The 20,478-nt window shown below is 71.9% G+C and carries 23 protein-coding genes and 2 pseudogenes; 10 read left to right on the top strand and 15 right to left on the bottom strand.

Features of this window, described 5'->3' with window-relative positions:
- Nucleotides 1-97 precede the first annotated feature (97 nt).
- Nucleotides 98-257 (top strand): annotated as a pseudogene (locus tag ACH4OW_RS26960) (pantothenate kinase); the annotation flags it as partial.
- A gap of 85 nt (nt 258-342) precedes the next feature.
- Nucleotides 343-618 (top strand): hypothetical protein, encoded by a 276-nt coding sequence (locus ACH4OW_RS26955; RefSeq protein ID WP_398030402.1) that lies wholly within the window; start codon nt 343-345, stop codon nt 616-618.
- Between the two features lie 430 nt (nt 619-1,048).
- Here the strand turns inward: ACH4OW_RS26955 and ACH4OW_RS26950 are convergent, their stop codons facing one another.
- The gene (locus ACH4OW_RS26950) at nt 1,049-1,462 is read right to left on the bottom strand and encodes a DUF4345 domain-containing protein (protein ID WP_398030395.1); all 414 of its coding nucleotides are present in this window, start codon (nt 1,460-1,462) and stop codon (nt 1,049-1,051) included.
- A gap of 90 nt (nt 1,463-1,552) precedes the next feature.
- Between ACH4OW_RS26950 and ACH4OW_RS26945 the strand changes: the two genes are divergently transcribed.
- Entirely contained in the window at nt 1,553-2,182 is a 630-nt protein-coding gene (locus ACH4OW_RS26945; protein ID WP_398030394.1) for a TetR/AcrR family transcriptional regulator, read from the top strand.
- Nucleotides 2,183-2,218: 36 nt separating this feature from the next.
- Nucleotides 2,219-3,077 (top strand): annotated as a pseudogene (locus ACH4OW_RS26940) (IS5 family transposase).
- A 16-nt stretch (nt 3,078-3,093) separates the two neighbouring features.
- On the opposite strand, the gene ACH4OW_RS26935 reads toward ACH4OW_RS26940, so the two are convergent.
- Entirely contained in the window at nt 3,094-4,062 is a 969-nt protein-coding gene (locus tag ACH4OW_RS26935) for a DUF3048 domain-containing protein (RefSeq protein ID WP_398030393.1), read from the bottom strand.
- A 141-nt stretch (nt 4,063-4,203) separates the two neighbouring features.
- Here ACH4OW_RS26935 and ACH4OW_RS26930 point away from each other — a divergent pair, with 141 nt between their 5' ends.
- Nucleotides 4,204-4,965 carry a Mut7-C RNAse domain-containing protein gene (locus tag ACH4OW_RS26930; RefSeq protein ID WP_360130009.1) on the top strand — a complete coding sequence of 254 codons (762 nt, stop codon included), beginning with the start codon at nt 4,204-4,206 and terminating at the stop codon, nt 4,963-4,965.
- A 61-nt stretch (nt 4,966-5,026) separates the two neighbouring features.
- Here ACH4OW_RS26930 and ACH4OW_RS26925 read toward each other — a convergent pair whose 3' ends face one another.
- The gene (locus ACH4OW_RS26925) at nt 5,027-5,830 is read right to left on the bottom strand and encodes an acyltransferase (protein ID WP_398030392.1); all 804 of its coding nucleotides are present in this window, start codon (nt 5,828-5,830) and stop codon (nt 5,027-5,029) included.
- 125 nt (nt 5,831-5,955) lie between these two features.
- On the opposite strand from ACH4OW_RS26925, the gene ACH4OW_RS26920 reads away from it, so the two are divergent.
- Both ACH4OW_RS26920 and ACH4OW_RS26915 read left to right on the top strand, forming a co-directional pair.
- Nucleotides 5,956-6,447, top strand: a complete 492-nt coding sequence (locus ACH4OW_RS26920; protein WP_398030391.1) for a DUF6328 family protein — start codon at nt 5,956-5,958, stop codon at nt 6,445-6,447.
- Nucleotides 6,448-6,568: 121 nt separating this feature from the next.
- Nucleotides 6,569-7,174, top strand: coding sequence for an NAD(P)H-dependent oxidoreductase (locus ACH4OW_RS26915; RefSeq protein ID WP_360130000.1), 606 nt, complete (start codon nt 6,569-6,571; stop codon nt 7,172-7,174).
- A 21-nt stretch (nt 7,175-7,195) separates the two neighbouring features.
- Here ACH4OW_RS26915 and ACH4OW_RS26910 read toward each other — a convergent pair whose 3' ends face one another.
- The 5 genes from ACH4OW_RS26910 to ACH4OW_RS26890 all read right to left on the bottom strand — a co-directional run bounded on the left by ACH4OW_RS26910 (nt 7,196) and on the right by ACH4OW_RS26890 (nt 11,170).
- Nucleotides 7,196-8,236, bottom strand: a complete 1,041-nt coding sequence (locus tag ACH4OW_RS26910) for an SDR family oxidoreductase (protein ID WP_398030390.1) — start codon at nt 8,234-8,236, stop codon at nt 7,196-7,198.
- A 73-nt stretch (nt 8,237-8,309) separates the two neighbouring features.
- On the bottom strand, nt 8,310-9,194 hold the full coding sequence (locus ACH4OW_RS26905; RefSeq protein WP_398030389.1) for an SDR family oxidoreductase: 885 nt from the start codon (nt 9,192-9,194) through the stop codon (nt 8,310-8,312).
- A gap of 187 nt (nt 9,195-9,381) precedes the next feature.
- Nucleotides 9,382-9,849 (bottom strand): DUF5709 domain-containing protein, encoded by a 468-nt coding sequence (locus tag ACH4OW_RS26900; protein WP_360129991.1) that lies wholly within the window; start codon nt 9,847-9,849, stop codon nt 9,382-9,384.
- A gap of 34 nt (nt 9,850-9,883) precedes the next feature.
- The gene (locus ACH4OW_RS26895; RefSeq protein ID WP_398030388.1) at nt 9,884-10,291 is read right to left on the bottom strand and encodes a DUF2795 domain-containing protein; all 408 of its coding nucleotides are present in this window, start codon (nt 10,289-10,291) and stop codon (nt 9,884-9,886) included.
- 141 nt (nt 10,292-10,432) lie between these two features.
- On the bottom strand, nt 10,433-11,170 hold the full coding sequence (locus ACH4OW_RS26890) for an ANTAR domain-containing protein (RefSeq protein ID WP_398030387.1): 738 nt from the start codon (nt 11,168-11,170) through the stop codon (nt 10,433-10,435).
- A 242-nt stretch (nt 11,171-11,412) separates the two neighbouring features.
- On the opposite strand from ACH4OW_RS26890, the gene ACH4OW_RS26885 reads away from it, so the two are divergent.
- Together ACH4OW_RS26885 and ACH4OW_RS26880 are read left to right on the top strand one after the other, a co-directional pair.
- Nucleotides 11,413-12,456 (top strand): Ppx/GppA phosphatase family protein, encoded by a 1,044-nt coding sequence (locus ACH4OW_RS26885; RefSeq protein WP_398030386.1) that lies wholly within the window; start codon nt 11,413-11,415, stop codon nt 12,454-12,456.
- Nucleotides 12,457-12,512: 56 nt separating this feature from the next.
- Nucleotides 12,513-12,845 carry an STAS domain-containing protein gene (locus ACH4OW_RS26880; RefSeq protein WP_398030385.1) on the top strand — a complete coding sequence of 111 codons (333 nt, stop codon included), beginning with the start codon at nt 12,513-12,515 and terminating at the stop codon, nt 12,843-12,845.
- A gap of 204 nt (nt 12,846-13,049) precedes the next feature.
- Here the strand turns inward: ACH4OW_RS26880 and ACH4OW_RS26875 are convergent, their stop codons facing one another.
- The 7 genes from ACH4OW_RS26875 to ACH4OW_RS26845 all read right to left on the bottom strand — a co-directional run bounded on the left by ACH4OW_RS26875 (nt 13,050) and on the right by ACH4OW_RS26845 (nt 19,026).
- Entirely contained in the window at nt 13,050-13,349 is a 300-nt protein-coding gene (locus tag ACH4OW_RS26875) for a hypothetical protein (protein WP_360129976.1), read from the bottom strand.
- Nucleotides 13,350-13,675: 326 nt separating this feature from the next.
- A complete protein-coding gene (gene ligD, locus ACH4OW_RS26870) occupies nt 13,676-14,638 on the bottom strand; it encodes a non-homologous end-joining DNA ligase (protein ID WP_398030384.1) in 963 nt (320 codons plus the stop codon).
- 55 nt (nt 14,639-14,693) lie between these two features.
- On the bottom strand, nt 14,694-15,236 hold the full coding sequence (locus ACH4OW_RS26865) for a gamma carbonic anhydrase family protein (RefSeq protein WP_398030383.1): 543 nt from the start codon (nt 15,234-15,236) through the stop codon (nt 14,694-14,696).
- A 103-nt stretch (nt 15,237-15,339) separates the two neighbouring features.
- The gene (locus ACH4OW_RS26860) at nt 15,340-16,365 is read right to left on the bottom strand and encodes an alpha/beta hydrolase-fold protein (protein WP_360129967.1); all 1,026 of its coding nucleotides are present in this window, start codon (nt 16,363-16,365) and stop codon (nt 15,340-15,342) included.
- 498 nt (nt 16,366-16,863) lie between these two features.
- Nucleotides 16,864-17,403: a putative immunity protein gene (locus tag ACH4OW_RS26855; protein WP_398030382.1), complete on the bottom strand. Its 540-nt coding sequence runs from the start codon at nt 17,401-17,403 to the stop codon at nt 16,864-16,866.
- Nucleotides 17,404-17,600: 197 nt separating this feature from the next.
- Nucleotides 17,601-18,245, bottom strand: coding sequence for a DedA family protein (locus ACH4OW_RS26850; protein WP_360130159.1), 645 nt, complete (start codon nt 18,243-18,245; stop codon nt 17,601-17,603).
- A 316-nt stretch (nt 18,246-18,561) separates the two neighbouring features.
- Nucleotides 18,562-19,026: a DUF4442 domain-containing protein gene (locus ACH4OW_RS26845; RefSeq protein WP_398030381.1), complete on the bottom strand. Its 465-nt coding sequence runs from the start codon at nt 19,024-19,026 to the stop codon at nt 18,562-18,564.
- Nucleotides 19,027-19,199: 173 nt separating this feature from the next.
- Between ACH4OW_RS26845 and ACH4OW_RS26840 the strand changes: the two genes are divergently transcribed.
- The gene (locus tag ACH4OW_RS26840; RefSeq protein ID WP_398030400.1) at nt 19,200-20,462 is read left to right on the top strand and encodes an MFS transporter; all 1,263 of its coding nucleotides are present in this window, start codon (nt 19,200-19,202) and stop codon (nt 20,460-20,462) included.
- Nucleotides 20,463-20,478: the final 16 nt, after the last annotated feature.

Genomic DNA, 20,478 nt, shown 5'->3' with positions numbered 1-20,478 from the left:
ACCAACTCGGCCTTCGGCCGCCCCGTCCTCGCCATCCGTCCAGAATGCCGAACCGACAGCAACATCCGCAGCGAAATCCCGACTCAGGACACTAGGGCTGTTCGACGGGCAGGAGATCGCCGGACACTGGCGGATCTCCACCGAGGCGCGGCGCACGGCGGACGAGCTAGCGGTGCTACTGCAGGGCCTGATGGGCATGCACCCGCTGCTGGGTGACCTCGGGGGACAGCATCGACGGCATCGCGATCTGCTCTACCGGCTCTCGAACTCCTCACCGGACCCCTCCAAGGGGTCTGCGCACCATCCGGTCACGGCGTCGCCCTCTTCGCGTTCTTCGCCGGCATGGCGGAGTCGGAGCGCGAGTACATCGGGGAGAAGTCCCTGGAAGGCCAGGCGTCCGCCGGCGTGCGCGGCCGTCACGGCGGACGCCCCGAGGTCGTCGACGACGACATGGCCGACTATGCCCGCAGCCTGCGGGCCAACGGCGTGCACGTACCGCAGATTGCCCAGAAGCTGGTCATCACCTCGGGCAAGAACAAGGGTCAGCGGCCCTCGGTCGCCCCTGTCTACCGCATCCTCGCCGACGCCGACGCCGACGAAGCCGAAGGCACCACCTGACAGGGTTTCAAGATCAACCCATTGCCCCTTTGACTCGTATATCGACGATACCCCTTCAGCACCTGGACAACGCACCGACGCCAACCGCCCGCAAGGCAAGTACCCGCCCGTGCAAGCACCAGAGCCCCGGCCCCCGCCGCTTGTGGCCCGTTCTGCAGAACAGCGATGCCAGCGCGGTACGACAGCTGGGCCTGCCGTACCGCGCTGCCACATGCACGGTGTGCTGTCCCGAGCGCCACGGCATGAGCCGACCCGTGCACCATGCGGCTGCCCCGTCGCGGCAACGCCAGACTCGCCCAGACGGGCTACGGCCTGCGAAAACCGCACAGCGCCCATCGGGCAGAACCCGGCTGTCGACGATCACGTAATTCCTCTCCGGGAGCGTCGGCTTCCCCACCCAAGCGGTCGACCTGGACGCACTCAGGCGCGTTCATCGCCTGGCGGGCACGGCCTCCACATCACCGCGCAGGGCCCGTTCCTCTGCGTCGGCCAGCCAGACGAGGACCGGCGGCAGGCCAATCTCGATCACCGCCAGCACGATCTGGAACGACTGCGGCCAGCCGTGCACGGCGAGCGAGAGCAGCCGGCCCACGCCGCCCAGCAGGAATATGCCAGCCAGCCACCGCACCGCCCGAGCCGGGATCGGACGCTGCCGTGCGGCCCAGAGCCAGGCCAGCCCGTAGCCAACGAAGACGGCCCCCATGAACCGGCCCCAGCTGTCGACCGTCGCGCCGGCTGAACCGGCGCCGGGGATCGCCGCGTTGCCGAGTGCCACGTGGAACAGGCCGATCATCGCGCAGGCCCAGCCCATCAGCTGTGTGAGTACGCGCAGAACCCTGGCCACAATTCCTCCAAGCCGCCTTGGCGAAGCTTAGTTGACATGGGTCTACTACAGTGGGCGCACTAGTAGACCTATGTCAACTAAGCTTCGTTCATGCCTGCCCGCCAGCGCCTCACCCCCGCCGACCGCCGCGCCCAGCTCCTCACCGTCGGCGCACGGCTCTTCGCCGCACACCCCTACGCCGACGTGCTGATGGAGGAGGTCGCCGAAGAGGCCGGTGTGTCCCGGGCCCTGCTCTACCGTCACTTCCCCAGCAAGCACGCCCTCTTCGCAGCCGTCTACCAGCAGGGGGCAGACCAGCTGCTCGCCGAGACGCGGCTCGACCCCACCGACTCGCTGGTGGAGCAGCTCATCCAGGGCATGGACACCCATCTCGACTACTTCGTGGCGAACCGCAACGCCGTCCTCGCCGCCAACCGGGTCCTCGCGGGCGACCCGGTGATCCAGACAATCATGACGAACGAGCTGGACACGCTCCGTGCGCGACTGCTGACCGTACTCCCCCTCGCGGACGAGAGGACCCGCGAGGCCGTGTCCGGCGTCCTGAAGAGCTGGCTGGTCTTCGTCCAGGTCCTAGTCGTCGACTGGCTCACCCATGAGACCTGTACTCGCACCCAGCTGCGCGACGCCTGCATCGGCGCGGTTCTCGGCGCCCTCCGGCCGCTGCTCGCCACGGACCCCGCCCCCGACTGGCCGCCACGAGGGCCCGGCGCGGGTACCTAGAGATCGTCTTCAAAGGTGTCCATGTGATGAGGGATCATGCATGTCGTGGTGCGTCGTCATGAGCTTTCGGATGCCGAGTGGGCTGTGTTGTCGCGGCTGCTGCCGAGATCGGGGACTGCGGGGCGGCGCCGTTCGGACGACCGGGTGGTGCTGAACGGGATCGTGTGGAAGCTGCGGACCGGGTCGTCCTGGCGCGATGCGCCGGAACGGTACGGCTCCTGGCAGACCTTGTACACGCGTTTCCGCAGATGGGCCCTGGACGGCACCATCTCGCGCATGCTGCGGGCCGTCCAGGCCGAGAAGGATGCGGCCGGGGACATCCAGTGGCTGGTGTCGGTCGACTCCACCATCGTGCGAGCCCATCAGCACGCCGCCGGCGGTAAAAAGGGGCCGTCGACCGGGACGAAGCGGGTGATCACGCCCTCGGCCGATCCCGCGGTGGACTGAGCACGAAAGTCCACCTCGCCTGCGACGGATTGGCCGCCCTATCGACTTCGTCCTCTCGGGCGGCAACGCCAACGACTGCACCCGTTTCGAACAGGTGATGTACTCGATCAACGTGCCCCGGGTCGGGTCCGGGCGTCCGCGAACCCGGCCCGACCATGTGGTCGCAGACAAGGGCTACAGCTCCCGAAGGATCCGTTCCTGTCTGCGCAGGCGCGGCATCCCGCACACGATCCCCGAACGCACCGACCAGGCTCTTGGCCGACTAAACCGCGGCACACGCGGCGGTCGGCCACCCGGCTTCGACAGGTGCGTCTACCGCCGCCGCAACGTTGTCGAGCGCTGCTTCAACCGCCTCAAGCACTGGCGCGGCCTGGCCACTCGCTACGACAAGACCCGCGAGTCCTACCAGACCGCCGTCACCATCGCCTCAATCCTGCTCTGGATATGACCTTTGAAGACGATCTCTAGCGCGCCCCGCCGCCCGCCTCCTCCGGTACGTACACCACCCACACCTGGCCGGGCGCGAAGGCCAGCTGCGCGCCCGCCGAGGTGGTGAAGTCCGTGCCGCCATCGGCCGAAGGCCGCGACCAGTGCCCTTGGTACGCCTTGCCGCCGCGCAGCACCCGTGCGGGCCCCGCACCGGTGGTCTCGGTGTACGGGGAGTAGGCGCCCCAGCGGTCGTGGTAGCGCGACGGCCGTATCCGTACGCCCTGGACGACGACCGTCGGAACCGCGAGCTGCTGCCCGGAAGCGGCCTTGACGGCGCTGCCGTCCATGGACACCAGCCAGCCCCCGCGCTCCGGCGACCAGGCGAAGGAGAAGCGGGCGGCCGGGTAACGGACCGTGTACGAGGACGTGTTCCGCCCGCCCGGCGGCGCGGCGCCGAAGCGGAAGCCGATGTCGCGGGCGGTGCTCGCGCCGGGGGCCGCTTTCAGGGCGCGCTCGGGCCGGAGGTAGAGGTTGTGCGGCGCGGCGCGGCTCCGGTCGCGGAAGTAGGCTTCGCCGGTCTTTCCCGCCGGCAGCGGGTACAGCGGAGCAGCCTTCACGACGGGCTCCAGTTTGGCCTGCGTACCGGAGTAGGCGAAGGCCGGGCGGCCGAACTGGCGCAGCAGTTCCAGGTCGGATTCGCGGGCGCTGCGCACCGGGCCGACGGCGGACGGCAGCCGGGAGGAGTAGACGGCCAGGATCCGCGACAGTCCCGACTCGACGCGTTCCACGTAGACGATGTCCGCGCCGTCGAGCCCCGTCTGCGGACGCGCTGCGCGCACGTTGTCGATCTTCACGGCGAGCACCGGGGCGGCCCGCGCGGTCTTGCCCGTGAACGGCGAGTGCCCGCCGGGCACACCGGATTGCTGGCAGCCGGCCGACGCGCCGGCCAGCAGAACACAGAGCAGCGCCGCCCCGGCCGGCACCGTACGCTTCCTCGTTCGCACCGCCGTCCTTCCGTCCGTGCTTCCCCGCCCGTCGAGGACACCACAGGAGAGGCCGCCTGGCGAGAGGGCGCCGCGTGCCGGCGGATAGTCGTGCCCGGCCCTGGTACGTCCGCGGGTCCGGCGCGATGGCATGCTGGCGGCGTGAACCGACCCGAGATCCACCTCGCCTTCGCCCCCGAACTGCGGCTCTTCGTCGCCTCCAACCGACGCGCCGGTACCACTCCCTTGGTCACCGACGGGTCCTCCACCCTCGGGCACGTCGTGGAATCGCTCGGGGTTCCGCTCACCGAGGTGGGCCGGCTGCTCGTGGACGGCCGGGAGGTGCCGGTGTCGCACGTGCCGGGTGACGGCGAGTCCGTCGAGGTGTGCGCGGTCGAACGGCCCCAGCACGTGCCGGGGGCGCCGCTGCGCTTCCTGCTCGACGTGCACCTCGGGACGCTCGCCCGGCGGCTGCGGCTGCTGGGCGTGGACGCCGCCTACGAGAGCGAGGACATCGGCGACCCGGCCCTGGCGGCCCGTTCGGCGGCCGAGCGCCGGGTGCTGCTCTCCCGGGACCGTGGCCTGCTGCACCGGCGCGAGAACTGGGCGGGGGCGTACGTCTACAGCCACCGCCCCGACGAGCAACTGCGCGACGTGCTGGGCCGGTTCGCGCCGGAGCTCGCGCCGTGGACCCGGTGCACCGCGTGCAACGGGCTGCTCAAGGACGCCGAGAAGGGCACGGTCCAGGAGCGGCTGGAAGGCGGTACGCAGCGTACGTACGACGTCTTCGCCGAGTGCACCGCCTGCGAGCGCGTGTACTGGCACGGCGCGCACCACGCGCGGCTGGAGGCCATCGTCGACGAGGCGGTGCGCGAGTTCGGCGGCGCGGCGGCGTCCCGGAGCGGTTCCGCCACGCACGGGTGAAACGGCGGCACGGGAGCGGCGCGCGAGTCCGCGGCGGGCGCGTCGGGGTACGCGCCGGCGCTTACGGGACGTCGGCGCCCCGCGGTACCCAGGCCCCGCGCTCCGGTGCCACTGGCAGCGCACCGTCCGTCCCGGGCTCCAGCGCGGCCAGCGCCATGAGTTCCCTGGAGGTCACGCCCTCGGGTATCGGCACCGGGGCCGGGGTGCGCAGCGGTGGCTGCCACCCGGCTTCCGGGTCCCAGGAGCGGACGACCCGGGCGGGCGCCCCGGCCACCACCGAGTGGTCGGGGACCTGGCCCCGTACGACGGCGCCGGCCGCGACCACGACGTTGCGGCCCAGCCGGGCGCCGGGCAGGATCACGGCCCCGGTACCGATCCAGCTGCCGGGGCCGATCTCCACCGGCTCGCTGCGCGGCCACTGCTTGCCGACCGGCAGCTCGGGGTCGTCGTAGCTGTGGTTGGTGGTCGTGACGTAGACGCCGGGGCCGAAGAAGCAGTCGTCGCCTATGGTCAGCCGGACGTCCGCGATCACATGGCTGCCGCGGCCGAGGACGACGCCGTTGCCCAGGGTGAGGATCGGCTCGGTACCGAGGTCGAGGTCGGGCATCATGCCGGCGGTCAGCGTCACGTCCTGGGCGATGATGCAGTACTCGCCGATCTCGATCCACGGATCGCCGAAGACGGTGCCCTGCGGAAAGGCCAGCCGGGCGCCGGCCCCCAGCCGGCGGAAGCGGTAGGGCCCGGGGCGCTCGGCCGTGACGGCGCCGGCCTCCCGTACCCAGCGCGCTCCGCGGTGCACCGCACGGGAGACGGCCCGGCGGCGCCACGCCACCACGGATGAGAACACGTTCTGCTTTTTCCGCACCCGCTCACCGTACTCAGGCGGCGTCCCGCCCGCGCCGCCGTCCCCTGTGATCTTCACCCCACCAGCGGCGCGTGCCGGTCCCGCGCCGGCGGGACAGCGCCCCGCGCCCCGCCTATCGTTGGGTCATGGCACCCGCCCGGCAGGCTTCCGAAGGCCGTCGCGAGTCGGCCGAGGAGCGGGCCGACCGGCGGTGGGGCGAGCTGCTGCAAGAGGTCAGGGTGGCCCAGACCGGTGTGCAGATCCTCTTCGGTTTCCTGCTCACCGTCGTCTTCACCCCCCGCTTCACCACCCTCGGCCCGGTCGACAAGGCCGTCTACGTGGTGACGCTGTGCCTGGGCGCGGCCGCCAACGGCGCCCTCATCGGCCCGGTCGCCTTCCACCGGCTCGTCGCCGGGCGGCACCTGAAGCCCGAGACGGTCACCTGGGCTTCCCGGATGACCATCGTCGGCATCCTGCTCCTGCTGGCCACCGTCATCTCGGCGTTCCTGCTCATCCTGCGCGTCGCGCTGCACGACAGCGCCGTCCCGTGGATCGTCGCCGGCCTGGTCGCGTGGTTCCTGCTGTGCTGGTTCGTGCTGCCCGCCTGGGTGCGGCACCGGTACGCGCCCAAGGAGTGAACGGGGCGGGCGGCGACGCCGCGCCGACCGGCGGGCCGGGGGAGCTTCGGGTACGGTCCACCCATCTGACCGGGGACACCAGGACAGGCGCTCGCGCCCTGCCGACCTCCGAGGAGCTTCCATGATCCGGGCCTTGGCGCTCGTCTGTACGCTGAACCCCTCCCCCACCCACTCCAGCAGCCAGTTGCTGGCGGACCAGGTGCTCGCCGACCTCACCGGCCTCGGGGCGCAGTGCGAGTCCGTGCGCGTCGCGGACCACGACGTCCGCCCGGGTGTCGCCACCGACATGGGCAGCGGGGACGCCTGGCCGAAGCTGCGCGAGAAGATCATGGCGGCCGACATCGTCCTGCTGGCCACCCCGATCTGGCTCGGCCACCCCTCCAGCCTGTGCCAGCGCGTGCTGGAGCGGATGAACGCCGACATCTCCGAGACCGACGCCCAGGGCCGGCAGTTGACGTACGGGAAGGTGGGTGCCGTCGCCGTCGTCGGGAACGAGGACGGCGCCCACAAGGTGAGCGCCGACCTCTTCCAGGGCCTCAACGACCTCGGTTTCTCCCTCGCGCCCAACGCCGTCACCTACTGGGTGGGCGAGGCGCAGCACGGCACGGACTACCAGGACCTGGACGAACGTCCCGAGAACGTGGCCTCCACGACGCGCACGCTCGCCGTGAACTCGGTGCACCTGGTCCGGCTGCTGCGCCAGTACGCCTACCCGCCGTCCTCGTAGCCGGGGCTGCCCGCCGCCGGATCAGCGGCCCTGCCCCCGACGCCGTACGGCCCTCAGCGCGGCACCCGCGGCGACTCCGGCTGCCGCCGAGGCGGCCGACACCAGAGCGGGGTGGCGTGCGAGGGCCGCTTGCGGCGAGCGCAGGTGCGAACTGCCGTCGAAGACGCCGTGCGCCCCGAAGTCCCGGCCGCCGGGACCGTCCGCCGGGCGCCACAGGTTCTCCGGCCGGTCGGCGTCCGCCCGTTCGTCCGTCTGCTGCGAGTCGTAACCGGTACGGGCGAGGTAGCGGTCCAGCAGCGCGGGCGCGACCCGGTTGCCGAGGATGGCCGCCACGGTGGAGAACCCGATGTAGTACTGCTTGCGCCGCGGGTGGTCGGCCGCGTGCACCACGGCCCTGGCGGCCACCTCGGGCTGGTACACGGGAGCCACCGGCCGCGGGTTCCTCGGCAGCCGGGACAGCACCCAGGAGAACTGCGCGGTGTTGACGGCCGGCATCTGGACGACGGTGACCGCCACCCGGCTCCCCTGGTGCAGCAGCTCGGTGCGGACGCTGGACGTGAAGCCGTTGATGGCGTGCTTGGCGCCGCAGTACACCGACTGCAAGGGGACCGACCGGGAGCCGAGTGCGGAGCCGACCTGCACGATCGCGCCCGCGTCCCGCGGCAGCATGTGCCGCAGCGCGGCCCGCGTGCCGTTGACGAAACCCAGGTACGTGACCTCGGTGGCACGCCGGTACTCCTCGGCCCCGATCTCCGTGAACGGCGCGAACACCGAGCTGAACGCGTTGTTCACCCACACGTCGATGCCTCCGAAGGCGTCCTCCACGGCCCGGGCCGCCGCCTCCACCTGGTCGGGGTCGGCCACGTCGGTGGGCAGCACCAGGGCCCGGCCGCCCCGCGCCTCGACCTCCGCCGCCGCGGCGTCGAGCCCGGTACGGCCGCGGGCGAGCAGCGCCACGTGGGCGCCGCGCTCCGCGAAGAGGCGGGCCGTCGCGCGGCCGACCCCGGCGCTCGCGCCCGTGACGACGACGGTCTGCGCCGCGGGCCGGCGCGGGCGGCTCACCGTGCACCGCCCGGGGCGCCGGAGAGGCGGACGTGGGCGCTGGGCATGGATACCTCCTTGAGACAGTCGCGGGTTACGGCAGCGGTGTGCCGCCGGTCGCGTTCACGATTTCCGCGGTGATGTAACTGGCCTGCTGGGACGCGAGGAAGACGTAGGCGGGCGCCATCTCCACGGGCTGGGCGGCACGTTGCAGCGGGCTCTGCTTGCCGAATCCGGTGGTGTCCGGCAGCGTCGAGGGGATCAGCGGCGTCCACACCGGCCCGGGCGCCACCGCGTTGACGCGGATACCGCGTTCGGCGAGCTGGCCCGCCAGCCCGTGGGTGAATGTGACGATGGCGCCCTTCGTGGTCGCGTAATCGAGCAGCTGCGGACTCGGCTGGTACGCCTGGACGGATGTCGTGTTGATGATGCTGCCGCCCTCGGGAATGTGCGGCAACGACATCTTGGAAAGCCAGAACATGCCGTAGACATTGGTCCGCAGCACCCGGTCGAACTGCTCCGTGGAAATGCCTTCGATACCGTCGGACTGCGCCATTTGGTAAGCGGCGTTGTTGACCAGGACGTCGATGCGGCCGAATTCCCGCACCACCCGGTCCACCAGGCTCCGGCACTGCTCCTCTTCGCGGATGTCGCAGGACACCGCGAGGGCCCGCCGTCCCGCTTCCTCGATCAGCCGGGTGGTTTCCCGCGCGTCCTTCTCCTCTTCCTCCAGGTAGGTAAAGGCCACGTCCGCGCCTTCGCGCGCGAAGGCGAGCGCGACGGCCCGGCCGATTCCGGAGTCTCCGCCGGTGATCAGCGTACGGCGGTCACGCAACTGCCCGGTGCCCTCGTACGAGGCTTCACCATGGTCCGGGCGGGGCGACATGTCCTCCGTGGCACCGGGATGCGGCTGGTCCTGTTGGGGGAATTCCGGCTGCGGGTGCTGCGTCACGGGATTCTGCTGGTCGTTACCGGTCATCGTCCGTACCTCCAATAGTCCATACCTCCAAAAAGCGCCCTGCGGGCGAGCGCGGGAACCGGGCAGGGCACAGTGAACGCGCCACCGAGGCCGGCTTTCCCGCCGGTCCCCGGTGACGCGCGCCCACCTCGTCGAGGCCCTTTCCCGCGACAGCGACAGCGTCAACGGCAACGGCAACGGCGGACGGTCAGCCCGAGAGGTCGGGGTCGTCGACGATGTGCACCGCGGCCTCCTCCGCCGAGGCGGCGCCGCCGTCGATGCCGACGTCGCGGCCGATCTCGTCGTTGCGCAGCCGCAGCGCGTCACCCTCGTCGGTGCCGGTCATCCGCCCCGCGCGCTCGTCTCCCACCTGGCCGTCCACGGGTTCGCCGTCGGCGTCCGGCTGGTCGCCGATGCCGTCGCCGTCCGGCGGCTGGACGTCCGGCACCTCCTTGTCGAGCCGTTCTTCGAGGCTCTCGCCCTCGCGCTGCTCGTTGGCGGTGGTGCCCTTCTGGTTCACCGCCAGCGGCTTTTCGGGCGGGGAATACCCCTGGTCCAGCATGTCGTCGAGGTCCGGCTCGTCGAGAGCGTCTTCCATATCGAGTTCGTCGGAAGTCCCCTGTTTGTCGGACGCCGAGGGCTGGTAGACCTCGTCGCCCATCGCTTCATCGGACATGGCAGCTCCCTTTCCAGCGCGGGTCGCGCGACCGTCAGGCGCGGTGCTCTCGCGTGAGCCCCAGCGATTCCACGATGCGCTGCGCGTTCTCGTACCGCTCGTTCTCCGGAAGACGCTGGGCCAGTTCGACCAAGCGGTCCGGCGCGTTGTTCTGCCGCAGCGTGCCGATGATGGCGTTCCGGTCGGCCGGGTATACGGCGCGGCCCAGATGCTGGGCCATTTCCGTCCGGATTTCCACGGCCTCGGGCGTCATTCCGTCCGGTGTGCTGCCGCCGAACGGAGCGCCGGCGCTCCGGGTCACGTCGGGCTGGTCCTCTCCCGACGGCTCCGGGTCGTGGTCCTCTTCCGCGCGCAGGGCCCGGTCGGCCTTCAATTCGCCCTGAATCTGCTTCTTCATCATGTCGTCCCGGGCCGGGCCGGTCTTGTTCGTACCGTGATCCATTGTCTTTCTGCCTCCAGGACCGGTTGCCTTACGCATTCCGCATTCCCGCCCCGCACGTCTGTACCCCTCCCGTGCCATGCGTTACGGGGTGCCCGCTGCCTCTTTCGCGAAACAGCCGGAAGCCGAGAGCGAACGCGCCGGTCAGCCGCGCTGGGGCCGGGCGAAGGGCCCCGAGTCCGCGGGCCCGTCGATGACCCGGGCGGCGACCTCGGTCAGCTTCAGCTGGTGTGCGCGGGCGTGCCGGCGCATCAGCGCGAACGCCGCGTCGGGTGTGCCGCCCAGGCGCTCGGCGAGCACGCCCTTGGCCTGTTCGATGACGATCCTGCTGTTCAGCGCGGTCTGCAGCTGACCGGTCCGGTCCCGGAGGCCGTTCAGGTCCTTGCGGTACGCCAGTCCGATGCCGACCGCGTCGGCCAGCGCCTGCCCCAGCGCCACCTCACTGCCGCCCAGCGCGCGGTGCTCGTGGAAGAGGTTGAGGGCGCCCAGCCGCCGGGCGCGGTAGCGCACGGGAAGCGCCGTGGCGGCGCTGAAGCCTTCGGCCAGCGCCTGAGCGGTGAAGCGCGGCCAGCGGGCGCGGCACTGCGGGTGGCGCAGCGGCACGTCGGCCAGGCTCCGCCCCGTATGGCAGACGTCCCGGCACGGCCCCTCGTCCAGCTCGACCTGCGTCCGCTCCAGCCGTTCGGCCGCCTCGCCGCAACCGGTCGCCGTCATGGGCCGGCGCTCTCCCACGATGAGGACACCGCCCGCCTGCACCCCCGGCAGCAGCAGGCAGTACTCGGCGAGCCGCTTGGTGAGGCCGGTGGTGTCCTGGTCCTCGGCCGGATCTGCGAGTTCGAGCAGGGCCGTGATCAGTAGTTCTTCTCGGTCAGGCGATGACATGGCGGGTTCACCCTTTCGACGGGCCGCACCGTCGCCCGTCGCTGATGGAATGGGTCTGCCTGCCGGGTAACCAGGAACGGGCGGCGCAAGCTCCCGGCAGGAGTGCGGGCGTGCACCGGGGCGCGGGGCGGGGCGGCCGCGCCGGGGCGCAGCGCGGGCCACAGCCGCCCGTGCCGGAACCGCGGCCGGGTTCTACGGGGTTCCAGGCGCTGAAACCGGCCGAATGGGGTACCCGCACGGATATGCGCTTAGCCGTCCTGGACGCGGGATCGAACTCCGTACACCTGCTCATCAGCGAGGTGGTCGGCGGCGTACCGCTGCCGGCCCACTCCCTCAAGGACCCCGTCCACCTGGCCGAGGACGTCGGCGTGGACGGGACGCTGGCACCGCAGGCGGCGCGGCGGCTGGCCACCGCGGTGCGGCGGGCCCGCGAGGAGGCGGCCCGGTGGGAGTGCGACCGGCTGTTCGCCTACGCCACCGCGGTTGTCAGGGACGCCGCCAACCGCGGCGAGATCCTGGAGACCGTACGCGCCGAAGGCGGTATGCGGCTGGCGGTGCTGCCCGGCGAGGTGGAGGCCGAGCTGACGTTCCTGGCGGCACGGCGCTGGACCGGTCTCCAGGCGGGTCCGATGGCGCTGCTGGACATCGGCGGCGGTTCGCTGGAGGTCGCGTTCGGGCGCGGCGCCCGGCCCGACTTCGCCTTCTCGCTGCCGCTGGGCGCGGGGCGGCTGACGCGGGAGTTCCTGCCGGGCCGGGGCCGGCCGCAGCCGGAGGCCCTGCGGGAGCTGCGCCGGCACGCGCGTGCCTCGCTCAAGAACGTTGCGGCGCGGGTGCGCTGGGAGGAGCCGCACACCGTGGTGGCCACCTCCCGCATGTTCCAGCAGCTGGCCCGGCTGTGCGGGGCCGCGCCCGGCCGCGACGGCCCGTTCGTCACGCGCCGGCTGGCCCGCGCCGACCTCAAGAGGGCGGTACGGCAGCTGTCGGAACTGACCGCGGCCGAGCGGGCCGAACTGCCGGGGATCTCCGCGGCGCGCAGCCGTCAGGCGCCGGCCGGGGCCGTCGTGGCGCACCAGGCGATGAAGTCCATGGGCATCGGCGAGGTCACCGTCTGCCCGTGGGCGCTGCGCGAGGGCGTGCTGCTGCGCCATCTGGAGCAGGGCGGCAACGACTGGTGGCCGGCCCCCGTACCGCGGCACCGGCACGTGCAGCCCCGCACGCCGACGGGCAGCGGCGCGGCGACCCGTGCTCCGCGTCTGCTGCCGGCGGGGCGGACGCCGGGCGACTGAAACCCACCCACATCGATGCCACGCGGGGCGCTGACGCACTCCGTGCCGGAGTCACCATGAACCTGTCGAACTACCACATCGCCGACCGCCTCGTGATCGAGGTCCCCGAGATCATCGACATCGCCAACACCGACCAGGTGGCCGCCGGCCTGCAAGGGCTGCTGCGCGCACCCGGGGCCTGCCGGATCGTCATCGACCTGCGGGCGCCCCTCATCACCGTCGCCGGACTGCAAACCCTGCTGCACTGCCAACGCACCGCGCGGGCGCGGGGGATGACGCTGAGTGTGGCCGCCGACCGTCCCATGGTGCGCAAGGCGTTCCGGCTCACCGGAGTGCACCGGACCATTCCGGTGCACAGCTCCCTGGCCGCCGCCCTCGAAGCCGCGTAGAAGGACGCCGCGTAGAAGCCGGACGGCACCCCGGCGGCGCCGACCGGCATCCCGGCCCGCCGACGTACGAATGAGGTGTTTACCAACTGGTGTGGCGAGTTACTCGTCCCCCAGCCTTCCGCAAGCGGCCGCAGGAAGGCAGGCGCCGGACCGGTTGAGAACACAGCCGCCGGCGCCGCCCCTTCGGCACCCGGGCATCGCGCCTCAGGGCACGTCGCGGTGCCAGTGGCGCCGCGGGGCGCGCTGGGGCACGCCCGCCTTGAAGACCAGCGGGTGGGCGGGCAGCCGTGTCAGCGGTGACGCGTGCCGGTACCGGTCGATGGAAGCGGCCCTGCCGTACGGCGTCGGCCGCCGGTACTGCCGGCCGCGGGAGACCGCGGCCTGCGGCTCCTTCGGTGCGGGCCGGTGGGGCCTGCGGGGGTGCAGCAGGGCGTCTTCGTACCGGCCCAGGGCGATCACGAGTCCGAGCATCGCCAAAGGCCAGAGCGCGGCGAGCAAGGGCATGGCCGCTCCCTTCCTTGCCGGTCGTACACGCTGACTGGAGCTTCGCTCTTCGGGTCACCCGGCGTGGACGCGGCAAACCACCGGGTCACGGCGACCACTCGACCGGTCGTGTGCGCGCCATGTGCCCGGTCGTCCGCGCCGGTCACACGCCGGTCGACAAAACAGCTGGTCAGCGGCTGTGCACCGGCGCAGAGACCGCGCACGCCGGGGCTCGCGGGGCCACCCGGCGGGTTGCGCGGCAGCGCCGACTGTGTCCGGTTCGCGAGCCCCCGTACGTACCGGCGGCCTCGCGGAGCGCGCGCGGGCGCGCGGGCGCTCGGGTGGCGTCAGTCCAGCCGGGTGAGATCGGGGCGCAACCGGTGCCAGGTCGGCTGGCGGAGGCGGTCGGCGGAGGTCCAGCCGGAGAAGGTGACCTCGGCGACCAGGCGCGGCTCGGCCCAGTGGGCACCCGGGACGTCGACCGGGTTCGCGAACGGCGACGTGTCGCGCCGTACGACCTCCAAGTAGCGGGCCAGTTCGCGGCGTTCGCGTCCGGACAGGCCCGAGCCCACGGAGCCGACGTACCGCAACCCCGCCGGCCCGTCCAGGCCGGCCAGCACGGCGCCGGGCAGCCCCGCGAGGCCGCCGCGGCCCTCCGTCCAGCCCCCGACGACCACGTCGAGCGTCACCAGGTGCTTGGTCTTGCGCCACTCGGACGAGCGGACGCCGGGGACGTACCGTGAGGTCAGCCGCTTGGCGACGACGCCCTCGAAGCCGCCGCGCAGCGTCGCCTCCCAGGTCTGCGCGGCGTGGCCCCGCACATGGGCCGGAACCGACCAGTGCGGCCCGTCGCCCAGCCCCAGCCCGGACAGGAGCGCGCGCCGTTCCTCGTACGGGTGCTCCAGCAGCGGCAGGCCGTCGAGGTGGAGAACGTCGAACAGGACGAGGTGGACCGGGCACTCCCCCGCCAGCCCCGCCGCCCGGCGCCGGCTCGTGACGCCCATCCGGCGCTGTAGCAGCCCGAAGTCCGGCCGCCCCTCGGAGTCGAGGACCACCACCTCGCCGTCGAGAACCGCGGGCCGGCCGCGCAACCGCTCACCGAGCGGCGCTAGTTCCGGGTACGTGGCGGTCGCGTCGTTGCCCGCCCGGGTGACGAGTCCCAGCGTCCCGTCGCCCGGCGCGTTGACGATGCAGCGCGCCCCGTCCCACTTCGTCTCGAACGCCCACGCGTCCTCTTCCCCGGCACCGGGCAGCGGGCCGGGGGTGGCGAGCATGGGCCTGAGGATGGGCAGTGCGCCGGACGGGGCCATACCTCGATGATCGACGGCCACCCCCGACCCGGCCACCGGTCGGCCGTACGGCGGCCTACCCCTCCGTCTCCTCCATCACCGCCGCACGATGGTTCCGCGCCAGCTCGGTGTACATCGCAGCGTTCAGCCGAATGCCGTCCTGCTCTTCGCCGGTCAACTCGCGCCTGACCTTGGCCGGCACCCCGGCCACCAGCGACCCCGGCGGCACCCGCATCCCCTGGGGCACCAGCGCCTGCGCCGCGACCAACGACCCGGCGCCGATGTGCGCGCCGTTGAGGACGGTGGCCCCCATGCCGATCAGCACGTCGTCCTCGACCGTGCAGCCGTGCAGGACGGCGTTGTGGCCCACCGAGACCCGTTCGCCGACCGTCACGGGGAATCCGGGGTCGACGTGCACGGTGCAGTTGTCCTGGATGTTGCTGTCCGCACCCAGCACGATCGGGCCGCAGTCGGCGCGCAGGACGGCGTGGTACCAGACACTCGCCCCCGGCGCGAGCGTGACGTCACCGACCACGACGGAGGTCGGCGCCGTGAACGCCCCGGGGTCGACCGAAGGCTCCTTGCCGCCCACGCCCGTGATCAGTGCTCGCCGCTCCATTGCCGTTCTCCTCGCTGCCGGTCCGGTCGGGTCGCGCCTGGTGGCACAGTAGGCGACGGGCGAGCGTGCGCCGCAGGCGGGCCGGGCGGTGGCGGGGCCGGGGTCAGGACTTGGGGCGGGTGTCCATCGCCACCGGGCCCAGCATCTGCTCACTGATCCAGTGCAGCGATTCCGGCATCCGCTGGATGTAGGTGTGGCCGCTGTGCCGGCCGTCGGGAATCTCGAACAGGGTGTGGTGCACCGGACCGCCGGTGTGCTCGTTGATGAACTTCTTCACGTAAGGCACCGCCACCTCCTTCGATCCCAGTTCGAAGGCGACGTAGACGTCGGGGCCGCCCTTGGCCTTCAGCTGGTCGGCGAGCCAGCGGGGGTCGTTGGCCTGCTTCTCCTTGGGGTGCCCGTTCCACATCGGGGAGTCGGGCACGGTGTCGGGCCCGTTCGCGATGACCGCCTTGAACTTCTTCGGGTGCTTGAGCACGGCCTTCAGGCCCGCGAAACCGCCGGACGAGGACCCCATGAACGCCCATCCGTCACGGTTGTCGTACGTACGGAAATTGGCGCGGGCGAACGCCGGGACGTCCTCGGTCAGCCAGGTGCCCATCTTCGGCTGGCCGGGGATGTCGCTGCCGTCGTAGTACTTCTTCTTCGGGTTCAGCACCGGCATCACCAGGATGAACGGCAGCGTCTTGCCCGCCTGGGACCACTCGGCGATCTTCTCCTCCAGCTTGAAGTCGCCGCCGATCCAGTAGTTGTTCGGGTACCCGTACGAGCCGGGCAGCGCGATGAGGACCGGGAACCCGCTCTTGGCGTACTGGGGCTCGTTGTACTGCGGCGGCACCCAGGCCCATATGTCGCCGCTGAATCCGGACTTCTTCCCGTGCCAGCGGGTCTTCACTATCTTGGTGCCGTCGTCACCGGTGGTGCGCTGCGTCACGAAGTCGGACCGCGGGCCCGTGGGCTGGACGACCTTGGCGGTCCCGTCGCTCGCCTCGCGCGCCTGCGAGCGCAGCTGCGGCACGTGCGAGGCGTCCACGTCGTCCCGGTCCTTGCTGCCACAGCCGGCCACGAGCCCCATCGCCATCAGGCTCACCGCGGCGACGGCCGCAGTACTGGTACGCAGGCGCTTCATCGGGACGAACTCCTTGCAAACTCATGTCCGGGCGGCGAGCGGCGGGCACCACTCTCCGCGCGTAGGCGAAAGAACCAGAATAAAGATCGGCCGGTCGGCCGTTTCCGGCTCCCCCGGGGGCACCGGTCCTGCCGCGTGCCACACGACGGCGTCCCGGTCGCGCACCCCGTCGTGCACCCCCAGGCATATTGATGTCGAACAGGTGGGCTTAGGTTCCCTCGATCGGTATGTCGGGATGCGGTTGATTCGCGGGCGGGCTCTGGCACTGCGTTTCCGGCCGGCGACAGCGCGGCGGAGTACAGCGCGCTGCGCAGGCTGCGCGCCCGGATCTGACTGGTGAACAGGCCCGCGAACGTGGGGAAGAGCACAGTGGCCCGGGCCGTCCTGGAGGAGGCCGGGCCGGTCGCGGCCCGCCAATCCCATACCGTACGCATCGGCCGTACTGCGGATTGTGACCAGGCGCGGCAGCCGCTGGGAATTCCGTGGCGGCTGGTCTCCCTAGCGGGACGTGCGCAGGGACGTGTCCAGGATGGTCATGAGCTGTGCGGCACGGCTCTTGCCGGTCGGTGCGAGGGGGTACCGGTTGAGGACGTCGATCAGGACCGGTGTGGCGCGTCGTCGAGCCTGCTCGATCAGCTTGAGCCCGACGGCGGAATCACCGCCCGCGTTCAGTTCCCCCACGAGCGCCGCACTCGCAGCGGCTCGCAGGATGTGGCCTACCTGAGTGGCTTTCGCAATCGGATGAAGGTAAGCCGCAGAGGCAGCATCACCGGCGGCGCGCGCGGCGAGCCGTTCGGCTTCGGTGGCCGCTTCCTTCGCTGCGCGGTGGGCGTCCAAGGAGGTGATGCGCTGGAGCTTGGTCCTTCTCGCGCCGTTCACGAACTCCCATGCGGCGTCGACGGCTGCCCGAGGCCGCAGATCGCCGGGGTTGGCGGCCTGGAACACGGGGAGAACCTCCTCAGCGCTCTCCACAACGTAGCGTGCGACAACGCGCAGCTCATCCATGGTCAGCTCGAAGTCTCCCGTTACGGTCGTCACGGATCCGATTCTTCCACCGGCCAACCGCCCGACGCCCCGGTATCCGGACGACCGGACCATTCTGCGAGGCCCCGGCCCCGCCCGCAGCCAGGCCCTGCCGGCCATCGCCCTGACGGTCGCCGCGCAAAGCGAAACCCGCAGCGGCCCCTTCAAGGGCCCGCTGCGGGCTCGGTCTCACCTGACGGATCGGGCGCCGGTCACTCCGCCATGGCGTCGGCCGGCTTGGCCGCCGCCGCCTCGCGCTTGGCCGCCGCCTTCGAAGCGCGCCGCTTCATGACGACGAACGATCCGATGCCGAACAGCACCGCGGCCACCAGGCCCAGCGAGGAGAACTTCTTGAGCCACTCCTCGGCCACGACACCGACGCTGTAGATCAGGGCGGTCGTGCCGCCGGCCCAGACGATGCCGCCGAGCACGTTCGCGATGAGGAACTTCCAGTACGGCATGTTCAGCACGCCCGCCAGCGGGCCGGCGAAGATGCGCAGCAGGGCGATGAACCGGCCGAAGAAGACCGCCCACATGCCCCACTTCTCGAACTTCTCCTCGGCCATCCCCACCTGGTCGGGGCCGAAGTGCTTGGGGAACTTCCGCCCGGCCCAGCTGACCAGCGGCCGGCCTCCCTTGCGGCCGATCAGATAGCCGATGGAGTCCCCGATGATCGCGCCTGCGGACGCGCAGCCGCCCAGCACCCACGGATTGATGTGGTCCTGCGTCGCCGCGAGGATCGCCGCGCTCACCAGGACGATCTCACCGGGCAGCGGAATGCCGAGGCTCTCCAGGCCGATGACCACCCCCACGAGGAGGTACACGCTCAAGGCCGGCACCGTCTCCAGCCACTCCATCTGCAACGCCGCTTCCTCCACTAGGTGTCGGGCCCCCGTGGGCCGCGTCCCGGCGCCCGGCGACGCCGTCGAAGATCGCACATTCCCCGCGTACGCGCGCCCGCGGGCGCGCCCGGGAAGCCTACTCGATCTCCTTCGGCCGCCCCCGTTCCCGCGTCGCGGAACCGGCCCGCCGCGGTTCGCGCGACGGGCCGGTACGCACACGGGTGACGGGGCCGGTGGCCGGGCCTTCCCCGTACGAGACGCGCCCCGGTGCTCCGGAGTTGCCTGTGAGACGGACCGAATCGGCCGGGGTCCGCCGCGGCGCCCCCGATTCCTAGGCGGCGGGGTTGTTCGGGCGCAGCGTCCACACGATGGTCATCTCGCCGGTGACCGCGCCGTCCTCCCTGATGATGGCGACGTTCACCGGGAATTCCGGCCGCTGCCCCGCGTCCAGCTCGGCGACGATCTCGGCGACCGGGCGGCCGATCTCGGCGGTGGCGGTGACCGGGCCCATGGCCAGCTTCTTGTAGCCGATCTCGGCCCGTACGGCGAGCGGCACGGCGCGCGAGAGCTGGTCACCGAAGGCCGCGAGCACGATCGCGCCGCTGGCCGACTCGGCGAGGGTGAACATCGCGCCGGCGTGCGGTCCGCCGACGTGGTTGTGGTAATCCGCCTGGTCGGGCAGCCGGACCACGGCCCGCTCGGCGGTGGTCTCGGTGAATTCGAGGTTGAGCGTACGGGCCATCGGCACGGTGGCCGCCATCATTTCGCCGATCGACGGCTTGGTCTCGGAGGACATGGCGGCATGTTACCTACGAGTAGCTTTCCGTGGGAAGCCCCGCCCGCCATCCCGGGACGAAGACCTCCTCGCCTATCGTGGTGGCCCATGTGCCCAGGCCAGCAGCCGCCCGAAGGCGAGCAGAAGCAGAATCCCGCGCGACCGGCGGCCCCGTGGCGCACCCCGGTGCGACCGTGCTGACCACCGAACGCGCGGACGACCGCGACGGCATACGCCGCTCCCCCCGCCGCCCTGCCTGGGCCGGACGCAACTACACCCTGCTGACCACCGCCGCCGTGGTCGCCAACCTCGGCAGCGCCGGCTCGCTCATCGCGGCCGCGTTCGCGGTGCTCGGCGCCGGCGGCTCGGCCACCGACGTCGGCCTGGTCGCCACCGCCCGTACGGTCCCGCTCGTCGTCTTCCTCCTGATAGGCGGCGCGGTGGCGGACCGGGTACCGCGCCACCGTGTCATGGTCGCCGCCAACGCGCTCAGCTGCGTCTCGCAGGGCGCCTTCGCGCTGCTGGTCCTGGCCGGGCAGGCACAGCTGTGGCAGATGGCGCTGCTGGCCGCCCTCGGCGGCACCGGCCAGGCGTTCTTCGCCCCGGCCTCCGAGGGGATGGTGCTCTCCAGCGTCTCCGGCGAGCACTCCAGCCGGGCCTTCGCCTTCTTCCGTATGAGCATGAACGGCGCGAACATCGGCGGTGCCGCCCTCGGCGGCGCGCTGGTCGCCGCCGTCGGCCCCGGCTGGGTGCTCGCGATCGACGCCGCCGCCTTCGCCGTCGCGGGCGCCCTGCGCGCGTTCCTCGACGTCGGCCACATCCCCGCGCGCCCGCCCGCGGCCGGGCTCCTCAAGGACCTGCGCGACGGCTGGCGGGAGGTGGTCTCCCGGCCGTGGCTGTGGGCGGTGATCGGGCAGTTCGCGGTCGTCAACGCGGTGGTCGTGGCGGCCGAGGCGGTGTACGGGCCGATGGTCGCCGAGGAGCATCTGGGCGGCCCGAGGCCGTGGGGGCTGGCGCTGGCCGCGTTCGGCGCGGGCACGGTCGGCGGCGCGCTGCTCATGATGCGCCTCAAGCCCCGCCGGATCCTGCTCACCGGCATCCTGTGCGTCTTCCCGCTCGCCCTGCCCTCGGCCGCGCTGGCCGTACCGGTGTCGGCCGGCGCCCTGGCCCTGGTGATGTTCGGCACCGGCATCGCCATCGAGGTGTTCGGCGTGCTGTGGATGACGGCGCTGCACCAGGAGATCCCGGAGGAGAAGTTCTCCCGCGTCTCGTCGTACGACTGGTTCGGCTCGCTGGCGGTCACGCCGCTGGCCACCGCGCTGGCCGGGCCCGTACAGAATTTCGTCGGCCGGACCACCGCGCTGTGGGGCTGCTCCGCGCTGATCGCGCTACTGACGGCAGCCGTGTTGTGCGTACCGGACGTACGCCGGCTCACGCGCCGGGGCGCGGGCTCCTAGGCCCTGGCGACCTGGC

It is taken from the genome of Streptomyces sp. NPDC017056 (genome assembly GCF_044332485.1).
In the GTDB taxonomy this organism is placed as follows: Bacteria; Actinomycetota; Actinomycetes; order Streptomycetales; family Streptomycetaceae; genus Streptomyces.
Note: the sequence above shows the minus strand (reverse complement) of the source record. Positions and strands in the feature narration are given on the sequence as shown.

Bases quoted from the DNA above. Each gene is read 5' to 3' on its own strand.
- ACH4OW_RS26955 (WP_398030402.1), top strand. From the start codon at position 343: ATGGCGGAGTCGGAGCGCGAGTACATCGGGGAGAAGTCCCTGGAAGGC.
- ACH4OW_RS26945 (WP_398030394.1), top strand. From the start codon at position 1,553: ATGCCTGCCCGCCAGCGCCTCACCCCCGCCGACCGCCGCGCCCAGCTC.
- ACH4OW_RS26920 (WP_398030391.1), top strand. From the start codon at position 5,956: ATGGCACCCGCCCGGCAGGCTTCCGAAGGCCGTCGCGAGTCGGCCGAG.
- ACH4OW_RS26915 (WP_360130000.1), top strand. From the start codon at position 6,569: ATGATCCGGGCCTTGGCGCTCGTCTGTACGCTGAACCCCTCCCCCACC.
- ACH4OW_RS26905 (WP_398030389.1), bottom strand. From the start codon at position 9,194: ATGACCGGTAACGACCAGCAGAATCCCGTGACGCAGCACCCGCAGCCG.
- ACH4OW_RS26900 (WP_360129991.1), bottom strand. From the start codon at position 9,849: ATGTCCGATGAAGCGATGGGCGACGAGGTCTACCAGCCCTCGGCGTCC.
- ACH4OW_RS26895 (WP_398030388.1), bottom strand. From the start codon at position 10,291: ATGGATCACGGTACGAACAAGACCGGCCCGGCCCGGGACGACATGATG.
- ACH4OW_RS26890 (WP_398030387.1), bottom strand. From the start codon at position 11,170: ATGTCATCGCCTGACCGAGAAGAACTACTGATCACGGCCCTGCTCGAA.
- ACH4OW_RS26885 (WP_398030386.1), top strand. From the start codon at position 11,413: ATGCGCTTAGCCGTCCTGGACGCGGGATCGAACTCCGTACACCTGCTC.
- ACH4OW_RS26880 (WP_398030385.1), top strand. From the start codon at position 12,513: ATGAACCTGTCGAACTACCACATCGCCGACCGCCTCGTGATCGAGGTC.
- ACH4OW_RS26875 (WP_360129976.1), bottom strand. From the start codon at position 13,349: ATGCCCTTGCTCGCCGCGCTCTGGCCTTTGGCGATGCTCGGACTCGTG.
- ligD (WP_398030384.1), bottom strand. From the start codon at position 14,638: ATGGCCCCGTCCGGCGCACTGCCCATCCTCAGGCCCATGCTCGCCACC.
- ACH4OW_RS26865 (WP_398030383.1), bottom strand. From the start codon at position 15,236: ATGGAGCGGCGAGCACTGATCACGGGCGTGGGCGGCAAGGAGCCTTCG.
- ACH4OW_RS26860 (WP_360129967.1), bottom strand. From the start codon at position 16,365: ATGAAGCGCCTGCGTACCAGTACTGCGGCCGTCGCCGCGGTGAGCCTG.
- ACH4OW_RS26850 (WP_360130159.1), bottom strand. From the start codon at position 18,245: ATGGAGTGGCTGGAGACGGTGCCGGCCTTGAGCGTGTACCTCCTCGTG.
- ACH4OW_RS26845 (WP_398030381.1), bottom strand. From the start codon at position 19,026: ATGTCCTCCGAGACCAAGCCGTCGATCGGCGAAATGATGGCGGCCACC.